The sequence below is a fragment of the Methylobacterium sp. D53M genome, from assembly GCF_053345625.1.
Genome location: NZ_JBKFAL010000004.1, coordinates 47,430 through 62,308, shown reverse-complemented (window position 1 = coordinate 62,308; position 14,879 = coordinate 47,430). Strand labels below are relative to the sequence as shown.

General features: G+C 71.1%; 12 protein-coding genes. 3 read left to right on the top strand and 9 right to left on the bottom strand.

What is annotated here, in order from left to right:
• Positions 1–40: 40 nt before the first annotated feature.
• From ACLBYG_RS09400 to ACLBYG_RS09380, 5 genes are all read right to left on the bottom strand, one after another.
• Complete coding sequence (locus tag ACLBYG_RS09400; protein ID WP_447681302.1) at positions 41–1,669, bottom strand: dihydroxyacetone kinase subunit DhaK; 1,629 nt, start codon at positions 1,667–1,669, stop codon at positions 41–43.
• Between the two features lie 198 nt (positions 1,670–1,867).
• Positions 1,868–2,713, bottom strand: a complete 846-nt coding sequence (locus tag ACLBYG_RS09395; protein WP_234082978.1) for a carbohydrate ABC transporter permease — start codon at positions 2,711–2,713, stop codon at positions 1,868–1,870.
• Between the two features lie 89 nt (positions 2,714–2,802).
• Positions 2,803–3,759 (bottom strand): carbohydrate ABC transporter permease, encoded by a 957-nt coding sequence (locus ACLBYG_RS09390; protein WP_447681301.1) that lies wholly within the window; start codon positions 3,757–3,759, stop codon positions 2,803–2,805.
• A 23-nt stretch (positions 3,760–3,782) separates the two neighbouring features.
• Positions 3,783–5,093, bottom strand: coding sequence for an ABC transporter substrate-binding protein (locus ACLBYG_RS09385; protein ID WP_331299996.1), 1,311 nt, complete (start codon positions 5,091–5,093; stop codon positions 3,783–3,785).
• A 73-nt stretch (positions 5,094–5,166) separates the two neighbouring features.
• Positions 5,167–6,228, bottom strand: a complete 1,062-nt coding sequence (locus ACLBYG_RS09380; RefSeq protein ID WP_447681300.1) for an ABC transporter ATP-binding protein — start codon at positions 6,226–6,228, stop codon at positions 5,167–5,169.
• Positions 6,229–6,506: 278 nt separating this feature from the next.
• Here ACLBYG_RS09380 and ACLBYG_RS09375 point away from each other — a divergent pair, with 278 nt between their 5' ends.
• From ACLBYG_RS09375 to ACLBYG_RS09365, 3 genes are read left to right on the top strand one after another with little or no spacing between them, the layout of a single operon-like run.
• The gene (locus tag ACLBYG_RS09375) at positions 6,507–7,700 is read left to right on the top strand and encodes a fumarylacetoacetate hydrolase family protein (RefSeq protein ID WP_447681299.1); all 1,194 of its coding nucleotides are present in this window, start codon (positions 6,507–6,509) and stop codon (positions 7,698–7,700) included.
• 36 nt (positions 7,701–7,736) lie between these two features.
• Positions 7,737–9,104: an FAD-binding oxidoreductase gene (locus tag ACLBYG_RS09370; RefSeq protein WP_447681298.1), complete on the top strand. Its 1,368-nt coding sequence runs from the start codon at positions 7,737–7,739 to the stop codon at positions 9,102–9,104.
• Between the two features lie 10 nt (positions 9,105–9,114).
• On the top strand, positions 9,115–9,396 hold the full coding sequence (locus ACLBYG_RS09365) for a DUF167 domain-containing protein (RefSeq protein ID WP_100251172.1): 282 nt from the start codon (positions 9,115–9,117) through the stop codon (positions 9,394–9,396).
• Between the two features lie 176 nt (positions 9,397–9,572).
• Here ACLBYG_RS09365 and ACLBYG_RS09360 read toward each other — a convergent pair whose 3' ends face one another.
• The 4 genes from ACLBYG_RS09360 to ACLBYG_RS09345 are packed head-to-tail and all read right to left on the bottom strand — an operon-like array spanning position 9,573 to position 14,873.
• A complete protein-coding gene (locus ACLBYG_RS09360; protein WP_447681297.1) occupies positions 9,573–10,502 on the bottom strand; it encodes a 3-keto-5-aminohexanoate cleavage protein in 930 nt (309 codons plus the stop codon).
• 2 nt (positions 10,503–10,504) lie between these two features.
• Positions 10,505–11,428: a 3-hydroxyacyl-CoA dehydrogenase gene (locus tag ACLBYG_RS09355; protein WP_447681296.1), complete on the bottom strand. Its 924-nt coding sequence runs from the start codon at positions 11,426–11,428 to the stop codon at positions 10,505–10,507.
• Positions 11,425–13,983: a branched-chain amino acid ABC transporter ATP-binding protein/permease gene (locus tag ACLBYG_RS09350; protein ID WP_447681295.1), complete on the bottom strand. Its 2,559-nt coding sequence runs from the start codon at positions 13,981–13,983 to the stop codon at positions 11,425–11,427. The genes ACLBYG_RS09355 and ACLBYG_RS09350 overlap by 4 nt, the downstream gene beginning before the upstream one ends.
• A 14-nt stretch (positions 13,984–13,997) precedes the next feature.
• Positions 13,998–14,873 carry a branched-chain amino acid ABC transporter permease gene (locus tag ACLBYG_RS09345; RefSeq protein WP_447681294.1) on the bottom strand — a complete coding sequence of 292 codons (876 nt, stop codon included), beginning with the start codon at positions 14,871–14,873 and terminating at the stop codon, positions 13,998–14,000.
• Between the last annotated feature and the right edge of the window lie 6 nt (positions 14,874–14,879).

Genomic DNA, 14,879 nt, shown 5'->3' with positions numbered 1-14,879 from the left:
CCTCAACGGATGCCGGGTGACGGCGCGCGGCGCCCGGCGCCTACGCCCCGGCCAGGGCCGCGAACGCCGCCGCGACGCCGGCGGCGCCGGGATCCTGGACACCGGCGAGGTCCTTGGCGGCCAGGTAGCTGGAGCGGCCCGCGCCGGCGCGATCCATGCCGGCCGTGGCCTCGGCGCCGGCCCGGGCCGCCGCCGCGGCGGCCGCGAGGTCGCCGCCCTTCAGGGCCTCGACGGCGGGAATCAGGGCGTCGAGCAGGGTGCGGTCGCCGGCCCGGGCGCCGCCGTAACCCTGGACGCGCGCCACGCCCTGCCCGAGAGCCTCGGGCCACACGGCGCCGTCGGCGAGGGCCGAGGCCGTCGCGGCGAAGAAGATCGAGCCGAGCACGCCGCTCGATCCGCCGACCGCGCGCCCGATCCGCTCGGCGAGCGCCCGGCACAGGGCGGCCGGCTCGGCCTGCGGCAGCCGGTCCAGATCGGCCAGGACGGCCCGCGCCGCGCCCGCGAAGGTCGTGCCGGCATCGCCGTCCCCGACCTTGGCATCGAGGCCGTTCAGGGTGTCCTCGGTCCCGATCAGGGCCTCGGCGACGGCTCGGATCCGCGCGGCGGTGACGGCGTCTTGCGACGGCACGAAGGCCTCGCCCGCGAGTCCCTCGGGCACCGGCCGGAGGATCGGCGGCGCGACCGGCACCGCCGCGGGCCAGGCCGGGACCGGGACGGGCTCCGACAGGGCGCGCTCCAGCGCGTCGTCGAGCGGCAGGACCGACAGCGAGGCACCGTGCATGTCGAGCGCCGTCATCAGCGGCGCGGGCCCGAGCAGCAGGCGGACGCGCCGCCCCAGGTCGGTGGCGAGCACGGCGCGGGTGAGGACCTGCATCTCGAGCGCGGAGGCGGAGCCGAGATTGTTCACGAGCAGCGCCAGCCGGTCCGCACCTTCGACGGCCCGCGCGAGACGCTCGGCCATCAGCTCGGCGAGGTCGCTGGCCTTCGGCAGCGCGATGCGCTCCGCGCCGGGCTCGCCGTGGATGCCGAGGCCGAGCTCGGCCTGTCCCTCCGCCAGCCGCTCGCTGCGCGGCGAGCCGGGGATCGTGCAGGTGGAGACCGCGATGCCGAGCGACTTCGCCGCCCCGGCCGCCCGGCGGGCGAGCGACGCCACGGTCTCGAGCGGTTCCCCGGCCTGCGCGGCGTGACCCGCCACCTTGTGGACGAACAGCGTCCCGGCGACGCCGCGCGGCTGCTTGGCGTCCGGCAGCGCGATGTCGTCCGCGACGATCACGGTCTCGACCCTGTGGCCCAGCGCCCGGGCGCGCTCGGCGGCGAGGCCGAAATTCAGCCGGTCGCCCGCGTAGTTCTTGATGACGAGCAGGCACCCCGCCGGCCCCGTCACCGCGAGGATCCCGGCCAGCACCGCGTCGACGCTCGGCGAGGCGAAGACGTCGCCGCAGACAGCGGCGCTGAGCAGGCCCGGTCCCACGAAGCCCGCATGGGCCGGCTCGTGGCCGGAGCCGCCGCCGGAGATGACCGCGACCTTCCCGGGATCCGGAGCGGCGCGGAGGACGACGCGGATGCCCGGGTCGCCGTCGAGCCGTGCCAGGCGTCCGCCGCTCGCGGCGACGAGGCCGTCGACGGCGTCGTTGACCAGGGTGGAGCGGGCGTCGATGAAGTGGGCCATGGCGTGACCTTCGATGGGGCCAATCCGCGATTCTGCGCCGGCGGATCCGCGCGCATTGTCCGCCTCGTCGAGCCCTGCTGGCAACGGTCTCCGTCCTCGCGAGCACAGCGCAGCGATCCGGCCCGCGCCACGCCGACCTAGGTCCCGCCGCCCTGTCACGCTTCGCTGCGCGCGCGACGACGACGGTCCTGCCCGTCCCTATTCCTTCACGGCGCCGGTGAGTGCGGAGACGTAGTACTCGACGAAGAACGAGTAGAGGATCACCAGCGGCAGCGAGCCGAGCAGCGCCCCGGCCATCAGCGACCCCCACTTGTAGACGTCGCCATCCACGAACTCGCTCACCACGGCGATGGGCACCGTCTTGTTCTGCGTCGAGGACAGGAAGGTCAGCGCGTAGATGAACTCGTTCCAGCACAGGGTCAGGGAGAAGATCCCGGCGGAGATCAGCCCCGGGAAGGCGAGCGGCAGGATGATCTTGGTGAGGATCTGCCACCGGCTGGCGCCGTCCATCAGCGCGCATTCCTCCAGCTCGTAGGGAATGGTCTTGAAGTAGCCCATCAGGAGCCACGTCGAGAACGGGATCAGGATCGTCGGGTAGGCGAGGATCAGGGCGATCGGCGAGTCGAACAGGCCGTAGGCCTGGATGATCGTGGCGAGCGGGATGAACAGGATCGAGGGCGGCACGAGGTAGGCGAGGAAGATCGCCGCCCCGACCCAGCCGGCGCCCCGGTAGCGCACGCGGACGCAGGCATAGGCGGCGAGCACGCTCGCGAACAGCGACAGCACGGTCGCCGCCACCGACACGTACATCGTGTTCCAGAGCCAGCGCGGATACTGCGTCTCGAAAAGGAGCTTGTTGATGTGCTTGAGCGTCGGATCCACGACCCAGAACGGGTTGAACCGCTCCATGTCGATCAGCTGCTCGTCCGGTTTGATGGCCGTCAGCGCCATCCAGTAGAACGGGAACAGCAGCACGGCGAGGATGAGGAGGAGCGGCAGGTAGGTCGTCACGAGCCGCCGGGGCAGGCGCTCGAGATAGGCCATCCCCTCCGAATTGTCGGTGAGCCCGGCGGGCCGCGCCTCCAGCACGGAGTTGAGATGCGGATCGGCGTGGGCGGGCGGTGCGGGCGCGCTCATCGGTCGTTCCCCCCGGATTGCCAGGCCCTGCGCTGCAGGCCGAACCACGAGATGCCGATGGCCGCGAGCAGGAACGGCACCATGGCGGTGGCGATGGCCGCGCCCTCGCCGAGCGTCCCCGAGAGGATGCCGCGCTGGTACGACAGGGTCGCCATCAGGTGGGTGGCGTTCACCGGGCCGCCGCGCGTCATGGCCCAGATCAGCTGGAAATCGGTGAAGGTGAACAGCACCGAGAAGGTCATCACGACCGCGATGATCGGGGTCAGCAGCGGCAGGGTGATCCGCGAGAAGATCTGCCAGTTAGAGGCGCCGTCCAGCGTCGCGGCCTCGTAGAGCGAGGGCGAGACCGTCTGGAGACCGGCGAGCAGCGTGATGGCGATGAATGGCACGCCCCGCCAGATGTTGGCGAAGATCACGCAGGCCCGCGCCATGGCCGGCTCGCCGAGGAAGTCGATGTTGCCGTCGATCATCCCGAGATGGCGCAGCGACCAGGAGATGATCGAGAACTGGCTGTCGAAGATCCACCAGAACGCGATGGCCGACAGCACGGTCGGCACCACGAACGGGATCAGCACGATCGACCGGATGATCGACTTGAACGGCATGTTCTTGTTGAGCAGCAACGCGAGGTAGAGCCCGACGCCGAACTTCACCACGGACGCCACCGCCGTGTAGAGGCAGGTGTTGAACACCGAGAGCCAGAAGACGTCGTCGTCCCAGAGCCACTCGTAGTTCTCCAGGCCGACGAAGACCCCGTCGCGGCCGATCCGCGCGTTGGTGAAGGACAGCCAGATGCCCTTCAAGAGCGGGTAGGCCAGGAACAGGCCGAGGATCAGCGCCGTCGGGAGCATGAACCAGAACCCCGCCCAGCCCCGGCTCGCGCGGACGCGCTGCCAGGCCGAGCGGGTCGGGCTTGCGGCCGGGGCGGGCTGCGTCAGGGCCGTGTGCGCCATGGTCTCGCCTCCGGCGGGTGCGGTCAGGTGTTCCGGAAGATGCGGGTGGCGGCGCGCTCGGCGTTCTTGATGGCGCCCTTCACGTCCTCGCGGCCGGTGCAGTGGCTGGCGAACATGTCGACGATCACGAAGTCGGCCAGCACCGCGGCGATCCGCTCGCTCACCGGCGCGAGCCCGCCCGCCGCCAGGGAGCGCCGTCCCGCCTCGGCGAAGACCGCGTTCTTCGGGTCGCTCGTCCAGATCGGGTTCTTCGGATAGTTCGACAGCGGCTCGCAGAGGTAGCCCTGGGCCGCCTCCAGCCAGGGATTGTAGTTCGAGGCCTCCATCATGAAGGCGATGAAGGCCTTACAGGCGTTCGGCGCCTTCGAGTACTTGAAGGCCAGGATCGGGAAGGCGAGCTGGAACTCGGTGGGCTTGCCGACCGGGCCGATCGGCCAGACCGCGTGGTCCATGTCCTCGGCGAGCTTCGGGTTGTCCTTCTTGGCCGCCGCGTAGATCGAGATACCGTTGTTGGTCAGGTACAGGTCGCCGGCCAGGAAGGCCTTGTTGTTCGAGGAATCGTTCCACGACACCGTGCCGGGCACGAAGGTCTCGTACAGGGACTTGACGTATTCGAGCGCCTTGGCGGTCTCGGGCGAGTTGATGACGATCTTCTCGTTGGCGTCGACGAGGTTGCCGCCGTGCGACCAGAGTGCCCAGTGGCACCACGTGTTGCCGTCACCGGTGGCGTGGCCGAGGGCGAAGCCGGCGGGCGTGTTGTTCTTCTTCAGGCCGCGGCAGAGTTCGAGGAAGCCCGCCGTGTCGGTCGGGAACTTGTCGAACCCGGCCTTCTTCATCGCCGAGATGCGGTAGTTCGGATAGCCGCCGTTGAACGCGACGGGGATCGCGATCCACTTGCCCTTGACCTTGCCGTAGGCCTCGGCCGACGGGAACCAGGGGCCGTACTTCTTGCCGAGGGACTCGGCCACGTCCTCGAGCGGCAGGCACTTGTCCGGGAACAGCGCCGGGAACGAGAACAGACCCCAGACCATGTCGGGCCCTTGGCCCGTATTGGCGGCGACCGACGCCTTGGGCTGGATGTCGTCGAAGGACTCGTTGGTCACCGTGACCTTGACGCCCGTCGCCTTGGTGAAGGCGTCGACGAGCTTCATGAAGGCCTCGTCCTCGGCCGGCACGAAGCGCTTCCAGCGCAGGAGCGACAGGCTCGCCCCCGGCTCGGGCTTCCACTCCGCGTTCTGCGCCCAGGCCTTGGCGAAGCCGAGGAGGTCGCCGCCGGCGGCGAGGCCTGTCGCTGCGGCGCCCGCGAGGAGGGACCGGCGATCGAGAACGGACATCGTTACTTCTCCCTCGGTGATCGTGATCCTAGAGGCGCCGCGCGCCTCGAATCCGCGCCGGATCCGACGCGGGTCAGCTCGGCAGGCGACGGCCGGTCTCGGCGTCGAAGAAGTGCACGCGGTTCGGCCGCAGGGAGATCGTCTCGCCCGGCCGCTCGCGCACGCGCTCGCGCAACACGCAGGTGAGGTCCTGGCCCCCGGCCCGCACCGCCAGCATGGTCTCGGAGCCGGTCGGCTCCACGACAACGACCTCCGCGGCGATCCCCTCGGGCGCGAGGTCGAAATGTTCGGGGCGGACCCCCAGGATGAGCGGCCGACCGTCGGCCCCGGAGGGCGCGTCGGCGAGCGGGATCGACAGGCCGGTCTCGGTGGTGAAGGTCAGACGCCCGTTCGCCCGGACCTTGCCGGGCATGAAATTCATGGCCGGCGAGCCGATGAAGCCGGCGACGAACAGGTTGTCGGGCCGGTCGTAGAGCTCGAGGGGCGGCCCGATCTGCTCCACGACCCCGTCGTGCATCACCACGATCCGGTCGGCCATGGTCATGGCCTCGATCTGGTCGTGGGTGACGTAGATCGTCGTCGTCTTCAGGCGCTGGTGCAGCTCCTTGATCTCGGTGCGCATCGCCACGCGGAGCTTGGCGTCGAGGTTGGAGAGCGGCTCGTCGAACAGGAAGACCTGCGGGTCGCGCACGATCGCCCGGCCCATGGCGACGCGCTGGCGCTGGCCGCCCGAGAGCTGGCGCGGGTAGCGGTCCAGCAGGGGAGCCAGCCCGAGGATCTGGGCGGCCTTGTTGACCCGGAGATCGATCTCGGAGGCCGGCGCCTTCCGGATCCGCATCGAGAACGCCATGTTCTCGCGGACGGTGAGATGCGGATAGAGGGCGTAGTTCTGGAACACCATGGCGATGTCCCGCTCCTTGGGCGGCACATCGTTCACCACGCGCTCGCCGATGCGGATCTCGCCGCCGGAGATGTTCTCGAGCCCGGCGATCATCCGCAGGAGCGTTGATTTCCCGCAGCCCGACGGGCCGACCAGGATCACGAATTCACCGTCCCGGATATCCACCGACACGCCGTGCAGGACATTCGTCGATCCGAAAGCCTTGCGAACCTCGCGGATTCCCACCGAGGCCATGCTTCCTCCCGATCAAGGCCGCTCTGTCGGCGGCTCTAGGGCAGCAGTACAAATGAGGGTTCGCGGGAAAGCAACCCGGCCTCCTGGCAAAGCTGCAGATAATCTTGGATCTGTCAGGCGAGCCCGCCCGGCGCCCGTGACGAGCGCGGCCCGGTGAAACATCCGGCGGGATGACGGGCGCCGTGGAATGCTATGGGATCGCGCGCCGGCCGCGGTCCGGGAACCGGGCCCGCCACGCGCGGACATCGCAGGATCACACATCCAGGGGACATGAGCACATGTCGTTATCGGGCCTGACCGCGCGGGAGATCCTGCCCGCCGACGGATGCCGGGGCGCCCTCGTGGGCCGGGTGTGGCGGCCGGACGTGGCCGGTCCGAGCGTCGTGGCGATCCGCGCCGACGCGGACGGCGCGGCCCGAATCGTCGACGTCACCGCCGCCTTCCCCACCGTCAGCGACCTGTGCGAGGCCCGAGACCCCGCCGCCGCCCTGCGCGGCGCCCAGGGCGAGGATCTCGGCAGCCTCGACGCGGTGCTGGCCAACACGCCGGCGGACGCGCGCGACGCCACCAAGCCCTGGCTCCTGGCCCCGGTCGACCTCCAGGCCCTGAAGGCGGCGGGCGTGACCTTCGCCACCTCGATGCTGGAGCGGGTGATCGAGGAGCGCGCACGCGGCGATCTCGCCGCCGCGGCGGCGATCCGCGCCGAGGTCGAGCGCCTGGTCGGGCACGACCTGCGCCGGCTGAAGCCCGGTTCGCCCGAGGCTATGGCCCTCAAGGAGGTGCTGGTCGCCCAGGGCGCCTGGAGCCAGTACCTGGAGGTGGGCATCGGCCCGGACGCCGAGATCTTCACCAAGGCGCAGCCGCTCTCGGCCGTCGGCTGCGGCGCGGATGCGGGCCTGCACCCGGACTCGCACTGGAACAACCCCGAGCCCGAGGTGGCGCTCGCGATCGCCTCCGACCAGCGGATCGTCGGGGCGACGCTCGCCAACGACGTGAACCTGCGCGACTTCGAGGGCCGGTCGGCGCTGCTCCTCGGGAAGGCCAAGGACAACAACGCCTCCTGCGCCGTGGGGCCGTTCCTGCGCCTGTTCGACGACACGTTCGGCCTCGACGACGTCCGCCGCACGACCGTGACCCTCGAGGTGACCGGCACGGACGGCTTCCGGCTGGAGGGCACCTCGCCGCTCTCCGAGATCAGCCGCGACCCGGAGGAGCTGGCGGAGGCGCTGATGGGGCGGACGCACGACTACCCCGACGGCGCCCTCCTCCTCCTCGGAACGATGTTCGCGCCGATCCAAGACCGGCACGGGCCGGGCCTCGGCTTCACCCACGCCGACGGCGACCGCGTCGTCGTGGCGAGCCCGGAACTCGGCAGCCTCGTCAACTGCATGCGCCCCTGCGACGCCTGCGAGCCCTGGACCTTCGGCGCCCGCGCGCTGATGCGGAACCTCGCCGCGCGCGGGATTCTGTGACAGAGCGGCGACCGGACCGAGCCCCGAGATATGCCGATGACCGACACCGCCTTCCTCGACCGCCTCGCCGCGATCGTCGGACCGTCCGGTCTCGTCACCGGCGCGGAGCTGCGGGGGCGCTCGGCCAACTGGACGCGCCCGACCGAGCCCTGCGCCGCCCTCGCGCTGGTCCGCCCGCGCAGCACCGAGGAGACGAGTGCCGTCATGGCCGCCTGCCGCGCGGCGGGCGTCGCGGTGGTCCCGCGGGGCGGCGCCACCGGCCTCGTCGACGGCACGCTCTGCCAGCCCGACGAGATCACCCTCTCGACCGAGCGCATGACCGGCATCGAGCCGGTGGACCCGCTCGGCATGACGGTGGTGGTCGGCACCGGCGCGACGCTCGAGAGCGTGCAGGACGCCGCGTCCGCGGCGGGCCTGTTCTTCCCCCTCGATCTCGGGGCCCGCGGCTCGGCGACGATCGGCGGCGCGATCTCCACCAACGCCGGCGGCCTGCGGGTGCTGCGCTACGGCATGATGCGCGAGATGGTGCTCGGCCTGGAGGCGGTGCTCGCCGACGGCACGGTCGTGTCGTCGATGCGGCCGCTCATCAAGAACAATACCGGGCTCGACCTCAAGCAGCTCTTCCTCGGCACCGAGGGCACGATGGGCATCGTCACGCGGGCGGTCATCCGCCTGCGGCCTGAGCCCGCCGGCTACGCGACGGCGCTGATCGCGTGCCCCGGAGTCGACGACGGCGCGCGGGTGCTGCGGGCGGCGCAGAGCGCCTTCCAGGGGCGTGTCTCCTCGTTCGAGGGCCTGTGGCCGGACTTCTACCGGCTGATGACGGCACCCGGGCGCGCGACCCCACCGCTCGGTCCGGACTACCCGTTCTACGCGATCATCGAGGTCGAGTGCGTCCCCGAGGAATCGGACCGGTTCCTGGGCCTGCTGGAAGGGCTGATGGGGGACGGCACGATCCTCGACGCCGTGGTCGCCGCCTCGGAGGAGCAGCGCCGCGGCATGTGGCGGATCCGCGACCGCGTCGAGCACCTGAACGCCGACGGGATCGACCGGGCCTTCGACGTGAGCGTGCCGCTCGCGCGGATGGACGGCTATGTTCGCGGCGCGCTCGACCGCCTCGCGGCGATTCCGGGCTGCCGGGCGGTCGTCTACGGGCATATCGGCGACAACAATCTCCACTGGAACACCACCCGCCTCGACGCCGTCGGCAACGCGGCGATCGACGCGGCGATCTACGAGCCGCTGGCGGAGCTGAACGGCTCCGTCTCGGCGGAGCACGGGATCGGGCTCGAGAAGCGGGCCAAGCTGAAGCTGTCGCGCTCGCCCGAGGAGATCGCCGTCATGCGGCTCGTGAAGCGGGCGCTCGATCCGGACAATCGGCTGAATCCGGGCAAGATCTTCTGAGGGCTCCGCCGTGGCGATCCGCTTGGCGGTGCGCCTCACGCCGCGCGGGGGCCGCGACGCCGCGGAGGGCTGGGCTCGGGACGAGAAGGGGCAGCCCTACCTGAAGGTCCGCGTCGCCGCCCCACCGGTTGAGGGCGCGGCCAATGAGGCGCTCGTCGCGCTGATCGCCAAGGCGCTGAAGGTCAGCCGCGGCTCGGTCCGCATCGTGACCGGCGAGCAGAGCCGGCTGAAGATCCTGGAGATCGACGGCGCCGCGCAGGCGGATCTCGATCGCGTGTTCGGTTCGCCGTGAGCGGTCGCCTACGTCTTTGCGAGCGCAGCGAAGCAATCCAGTGTTGCGCGACATCGGAGGCCTGAGGCGCGCCTGGATTGCTTCGCTACGCTCGCAAGGACGGAAGAGCCTGAACGTCAGCCGCTATCGGATGACGCGTCGCACCTCCCGCGACGCATCATCAACCGACTGATCGATCAGAACCCGACCTTGTCGCCGCCCTTCAGCGCCAGCATCTCGCGCGCCTCGTCGGGCGAGGCGACCGCGAGGCCCAACCCCTCGATGATCGCGCGCACGCGCCGGACCTGCGCGGCGTTGGTCTCGGCGAGCTTGCCCGGACCGTCCCAGAGGCTGTCCTCGAGGCCGACGCGGACGTTGCCGCCCATCGCGGCCGCCATGGCGGCGATGTTCATCTGCTTGCGGCCCGCGCCGAGCACCGACCAGCGGTACTGATCGCCGAACAGACGGTCGGCGGTGCGCTTCATGTGCATCACGTCGTCCGGATGCGCGCCGATGCCGCCCTGCAGGCCGAAGACCGTCTGGATGAACAGCGGCGCCTGCACCAGCCCGCGGTCGAAGAAATATTTCAGGTTGTAGAGATGCGCGGTGTCGTAGCATTCGAACTCGAACTTCGTCCCGTTCGGGCCGCAGGTCGTCAGGATGTGCTCGATCTGACCGAAGGTGTTGCGGAAGATGATATCCTTGTTGCCGAGATAGTCCCGCTCCCACTGGTGCTTCAGGTCCTTGAAGCGGTCGAGCATGCCGAACAGGCCGAAGTTCATCGAGCCGAGGTTCAGCGAGGCGACCTCCGGCTGGAAGGTCGCCGCGGGGCGCACCCGCTCCTCGATGGACATGGTCGGCGCGCCGCCCGTGGTGATGTTCACCACGCAGTTCGAGCGCTGCTTGATCACCGGCAGGAACTTGGCGAAGGCCTCGGGGGTCTGGTCGGGCTGGCCGTTCTCCGGGTTGCGGGCGTGCAGGTGCACGATGGCGGCGCCGGCCTCGGCGGCACCGATGGCCGCGTCGGCGATCTCCTCGGGCGTCACGGGCAGGTGCGGCGACATGCTGGGCGTGTGGATCGCGCCCGTCACCGCGCAGGTGATGATGACTTTCCGCTGTGAGGCCATGCTCAGTCCTTCCGTGAAGCCTTGTGGGCGCGGAGCGCCGCCAGCCGCGCGTCGCGGCGGTTCATGCGTGCGGGCAGATCGGTCGGCGGCTGCCAGTTGGCCAGGATCGCCTCGGTGGCCGGCGCCTCGTAGACCGCGGGCGGCGCCGGGTCGGCGGCGAGGCTCTTGTAGAAGCCGGTGTAGCGGGCGCAGTAATCGGCGATGCCGCCGGGCGCGTTGAGCTCGATCGTCTCGAACGGACCCATGAAGCTCCAGCGCAGGCCGAGGCCGTCCGCCACGGTCTTGTCAAGGTCCTGCGGGGTCACGTAGCCCTCCGAGGCGAGGCGGAACGCCTCCGCCAACAGGGCGCCCTGGAGCCGGTTGAGGATGAAGCCCTCGATCTCCTTCAGCACGGTGATCGGGACCTGCCCGATCTGCTCGTAGACCTGACGGGCCCGCACCAGTGCCTCGGGCGCCGTCCACGGCGCGCCGGAGATCTCCACGAGCGGGATCAGGTGCGGCGGATTCACCGGATGGCCGACGAGGCACCGGGCCCGACCCGGCAGATCTTCGGTGAACAGGGAGCAGCGGATCGCCGAGGAGGACGAGGCGATGACGGCCTCCCGCGGCGCCGCGGCGTCGAGGTCCGCGAAGAGGCTCCGCTTGACCTCCAGCCGCTCCGGTCCGTTCTCCTGCACGAAGGCGACGCCGTCGAGGGCGGCCGCGAGGGTGCCGGCCGCGCGGATGCGCGCCGCGGCACCCGCGGGATCCGCGCAGAGGTCGTTCGCCGCCAGTGTCCGCAGCCCCTCGGCGCAGAGCGGGATCGCGGCCTCGGCGATGCCCGCCGCGGGGTCGAACAGGCGCACGTCCCAGCCGGAACGGGCGAAGATCATCGCCCAGGCCCGGCCGATCAGGCCGGCGCCGACGATCGCGACGCTCTCGGTCATAGCCACAGCACCTTCCGCCTCAACTCCTGATCCTCGCGCAGGAGACGCGACTCGCCCGTCCACTGCACGCTGCCGCGCTCCAGGGCGACGGTGCGGTCGGACAGCGCCAGGGCGAGGTCGAGGTGGTGGTCCACCAGGATGATCGCGATCTCCCGGCGGAGCCGGTCGAAGGCCTCGAACAGCTCCTCCGTCACCGCCGGCGACAGGCCCTCGAAGGGCTCGTCGAGGAGGAGGAGCCGCGTGTCCCCCGAGAGGGCGCGGGCCACCGCCACCATCTGCTGCTCGCCGCCGGACAGGCGGGCCGCGTCGACGCTCCAGCGCTCCTTCAGGCGCGGGAAGAACTCGAGGACCTTCTCTTCGTCCCAGTGGATGCCGGCGCCGGTGAGCCGCCGCAGCCGGCCGAGGCCGAGATTCTCCGCGACGGTCATGCCGGCGAACAGCGCCCGCCCCTGCGGGACGTAGCCGATTCCGAGCCGGGCGATCCGGTCGGGCGACAGGCCGGCGATGTCCTTGCCGGCGAGCACGATCCGGCCGGCGGCCGGCGGCGCGGTGCCGATCAGGGTCTTGAGCAGGGTCGACTTGCCGGCCCCGTTGCGTCCGAGGAGCGCCACGACCTCGCCCCGGCGCACCGCCAGGTTCACCCCGTTCAGGATGTGCGACTTGCCGTAGAAGGTGTCGACGCCCTCCATGGCGAGCAGCGTCTCGGCCTCGGCGGCGCTGGCGCGCGGCTTCGCGGCGATCGCCGCCGTGCCCGAGCCGAGATAGACCGCCTGCACCCGCTCGTCGTCCCGGGCGTCCGCGACCGAGCCGTCGACCAGCACCGCGCCGTCGGCCATCACGGTGACGCGGTCGGCGAGGCGGAAGACGCGGTCGATGTCGTGCTCGACGAGGAGCACCGGGATGTCGGCCGACAGCGCCTTGATCAGGTCGCCGACCCGCTCGCGCTCGGCCGCCGCGAGCCCGGCGAGGGGCTCGTCGAGGAGCAGCACGCGCGGCCGCGTGGCCAGGGCCAGCCCCATGTCGAGCAGCCGCTGGCCGCCGTAGGACAGGCTGCCGGCCTCGGCCCGCTCGATGCCGGACAGGCCGGTCCAGCGCAGCAGCTCGGCCGTGTCGTCGGCGATCTCGCGGACGGCCAGCGCGTCCCGCCAGGGGCTGAAATGCGCGGCGTGCCGGGCCTGCACCGCGAGGCGGACGTTCTCCTCCACGGAGAGGCCCGGGAACAGGTTGGTGATCTGGAACGAGCGCCCGATCCCGGCCCGGGTGATGGCGTGCGGCTCCAGGCCGGCGATCTCGCTTCCGTCGAGGCGGATGCTGCCGCCGCTCGGGCTGAACATCCCGGACAGCAGGTTGAAGGCGGTGGTCTTGCCGGCGCCGTTCGGTCCGATCAGGGCGTGGAGCGTCCGGTCGGCGACCGCGAAGGACACGCCGCGCACCGCCTTCACGGGCCCGAAGCTCTTCCGGATCTCGTCGGCGACCAGCACCGGGCCGTCGCCGCACCCCTCCGCGATGAAGCGGGCCGGGACGCGGCCCGAGGCGCCGGCGCGGCGGGCCGACATGGCCGCGCCCTCGGTCGGGACGCGCCGGAACGGCTTGAGCAGCCGCGCCGCGATGCCGACGAGCCCGTCCGGCGAGAACACGATGAAGGCGACGAACAGCAGGCCGAAATACAGCAGCCAGTCGGCGGTGTAGATCGACAGGAACTCGCGGAAGAGGATGTAGAACAGCGCGCCGAGCGCCGGCCCGAGGAACGAGCGCATCCCGCCGATCACCACCATGGCGAGCAGCTCGCCCGAGAAGGCGATGGAGATCGGGTCGGCCGAGGTGAAGCGGTGGCTGTAGGCCGCGAGCGCCCCCGCCAGCCCGGTGATCGTCGCCGAGATCACGAAGGCCGCGAGCTTGTAGCGGTTGGTGGCGTAGCCGAGGAAGCCGGCGCGCTGCTCGTTCTCGCGGATCGCCACCAGGACGGTGCCCATCGGCGAGCGCCGGAAGCGCCACAGGGCGATCAGGACCGCGAAGGCGATTCCGGACACCGCGGCGTAGTAGGCGCCGGGCTCCTGCAGCGCCGCCCATCGGTGCAGGTTTCCGATGCCGTTCTCGCCGCCGGTCAGGTCGGTCCAGCGGAACGCGATGGCGTAGAGCATCGCCGTGAAGGCGAGGGTCAGGAGCGAGAAGTAGACGCCCCGCCGCCGGAGGATCAGGCCGCCGGCGGCGAGGGCCGCGAGCCCGGTGATCGCCAGGGCGCCGAGGAGCGGCAGGGACATGTCGCCGGGGAAGAGGCGCGTCTGGAGGATCGCCACCGCGTAGGCGCCGATCCCGAACCACGCCCCGTGGCCGAACGAGGTGAGCCCGGTCCAGCCGACCAGGATGTTGAGGCCGAGCACCGCCAGGGCGAAGATCACTACGTCGGTGGCGGTGATCAGCGTCAGGCCGATCGCGTCGAGGGCGAAGGGCAGGACGATCAGGGCGGCGAGGGCCGCCCAGAGCTGGCGGCTCTCGCGCAGGATCAGGCCGCGCTGCGGCAGGGCGAGCGGCAGCGGCTCGGCGGTTCCGGACATGGGACGCTCTCCGCTCACTCGAACCGGGCGATGTGCTCGCCGAACAGGCCGCGCGGGCGCAGCAGCAGGACGAGCACCATGAGGGCGTAGACGGCGGCCTCGGTGGCCGGTGGGTAGGCGTAGGCGGTGAGGCCCCGGACCACGCCGACGATCAGCGCGGCGAGCACCACGCCCCAGAAGGAGCCCAGACCGCCGATCACCACGACCACGAAGGCGAAGGTCAGGATCTCGGCGCCCATGGCGGGCTGCACGCCCGTGACCGGCGCCATCATGGTCCCGGCCAGCGCCGCGAGCCCGACAGCGATCGTCACCACCGCGGTCATATAGGGCCGCAGCGAGATGCCGAGCGCCGCGACCATGTCGGGGTTCTGCACGCCGGCCCGGACCACCCGCCCGAAGCTGGTGCGGGTCAGGAGCAGCCACAGGCCGGCGACGCAGGCGAGGGCCACGACGAGGATCGAGAGCCGGTAGCGCGAGTAGATCAGGTCGCCGATGAAGACCTGCCCGCGCAGCCACAGCGGGATCCCGAACGGCACCGGCGCCGCCCCGAAGGCCATGCGCAGCGCCTGCTCCGCCACCATCGCGAGCCCGAAGGTGAGGAGCAGGCCCAGCGTCGGGTCGCCACGGTAAAAGCGCCGGAGCAGGAACCGCTCGATCAGGAGGCCGAGCGCCGCCACCGCGAGCGGCGAGGCGATGAGCGCGCCGCCGAAGCCGATGGTCGGCGTCAGCAGCACGGTCATGTAGGCGCCGATCGCGTAGAAGGCGCCGTGGGCGAGGTTCACGATCCCGCCGAGGCTGAAGATCAGCGACAAACCCAGCGCGATCAGCAGGTACTGCACGCCGATCAGCAGGCCGTTGAGCACCTGCTCCAGGATGAAGACGAGCTGCATGGACGC

Coding starts and splice junctions, on each gene's coding strand:
- ACLBYG_RS09400 (WP_447681302.1), bottom strand. CDS start 1,669: ATGGCCCACTTCATCGACGCCCGCTCCACCCTGGTCAACGACGCCGTC.
- ACLBYG_RS09395 (WP_234082978.1), bottom strand. CDS start 2,713: ATGGCCTATCTCGAGCGCCTGCCCCGGCGGCTCGTGACGACCTACCTG.
- ACLBYG_RS09390 (WP_447681301.1), bottom strand. CDS start 3,759: ATGGCGCACACGGCCCTGACGCAGCCCGCCCCGGCCGCAAGCCCGACC.
- ACLBYG_RS09385 (WP_331299996.1), bottom strand. CDS start 5,093: ATGTCCGTTCTCGATCGCCGGTCCCTCCTCGCGGGCGCCGCAGCGACA.
- ACLBYG_RS09380 (WP_447681300.1), bottom strand. CDS start 6,228: ATGGCCTCGGTGGGAATCCGCGAGGTTCGCAAGGCTTTCGGATCGACG.
- ACLBYG_RS09375 (WP_447681299.1), top strand. CDS start 6,507: ATGTCGTTATCGGGCCTGACCGCGCGGGAGATCCTGCCCGCCGACGGA.
- ACLBYG_RS09370 (WP_447681298.1), top strand. CDS start 7,737: ATGACCGACACCGCCTTCCTCGACCGCCTCGCCGCGATCGTCGGACCG.
- ACLBYG_RS09360 (WP_447681297.1), bottom strand. CDS start 10,502: ATGGCCTCACAGCGGAAAGTCATCATCACCTGCGCGGTGACGGGCGCG.
- ACLBYG_RS09355 (WP_447681296.1), bottom strand. CDS start 11,428: ATGACCGAGAGCGTCGCGATCGTCGGCGCCGGCCTGATCGGCCGGGCC.
- ACLBYG_RS09350 (WP_447681295.1), bottom strand. CDS start 13,983: ATGTCCGGAACCGCCGAGCCGCTGCCGCTCGCCCTGCCGCAGCGCGGC.
- ACLBYG_RS09345 (WP_447681294.1), bottom strand. CDS start 14,873: ATGCAGCTCGTCTTCATCCTGGAGCAGGTGCTCAACGGCCTGCTGATC.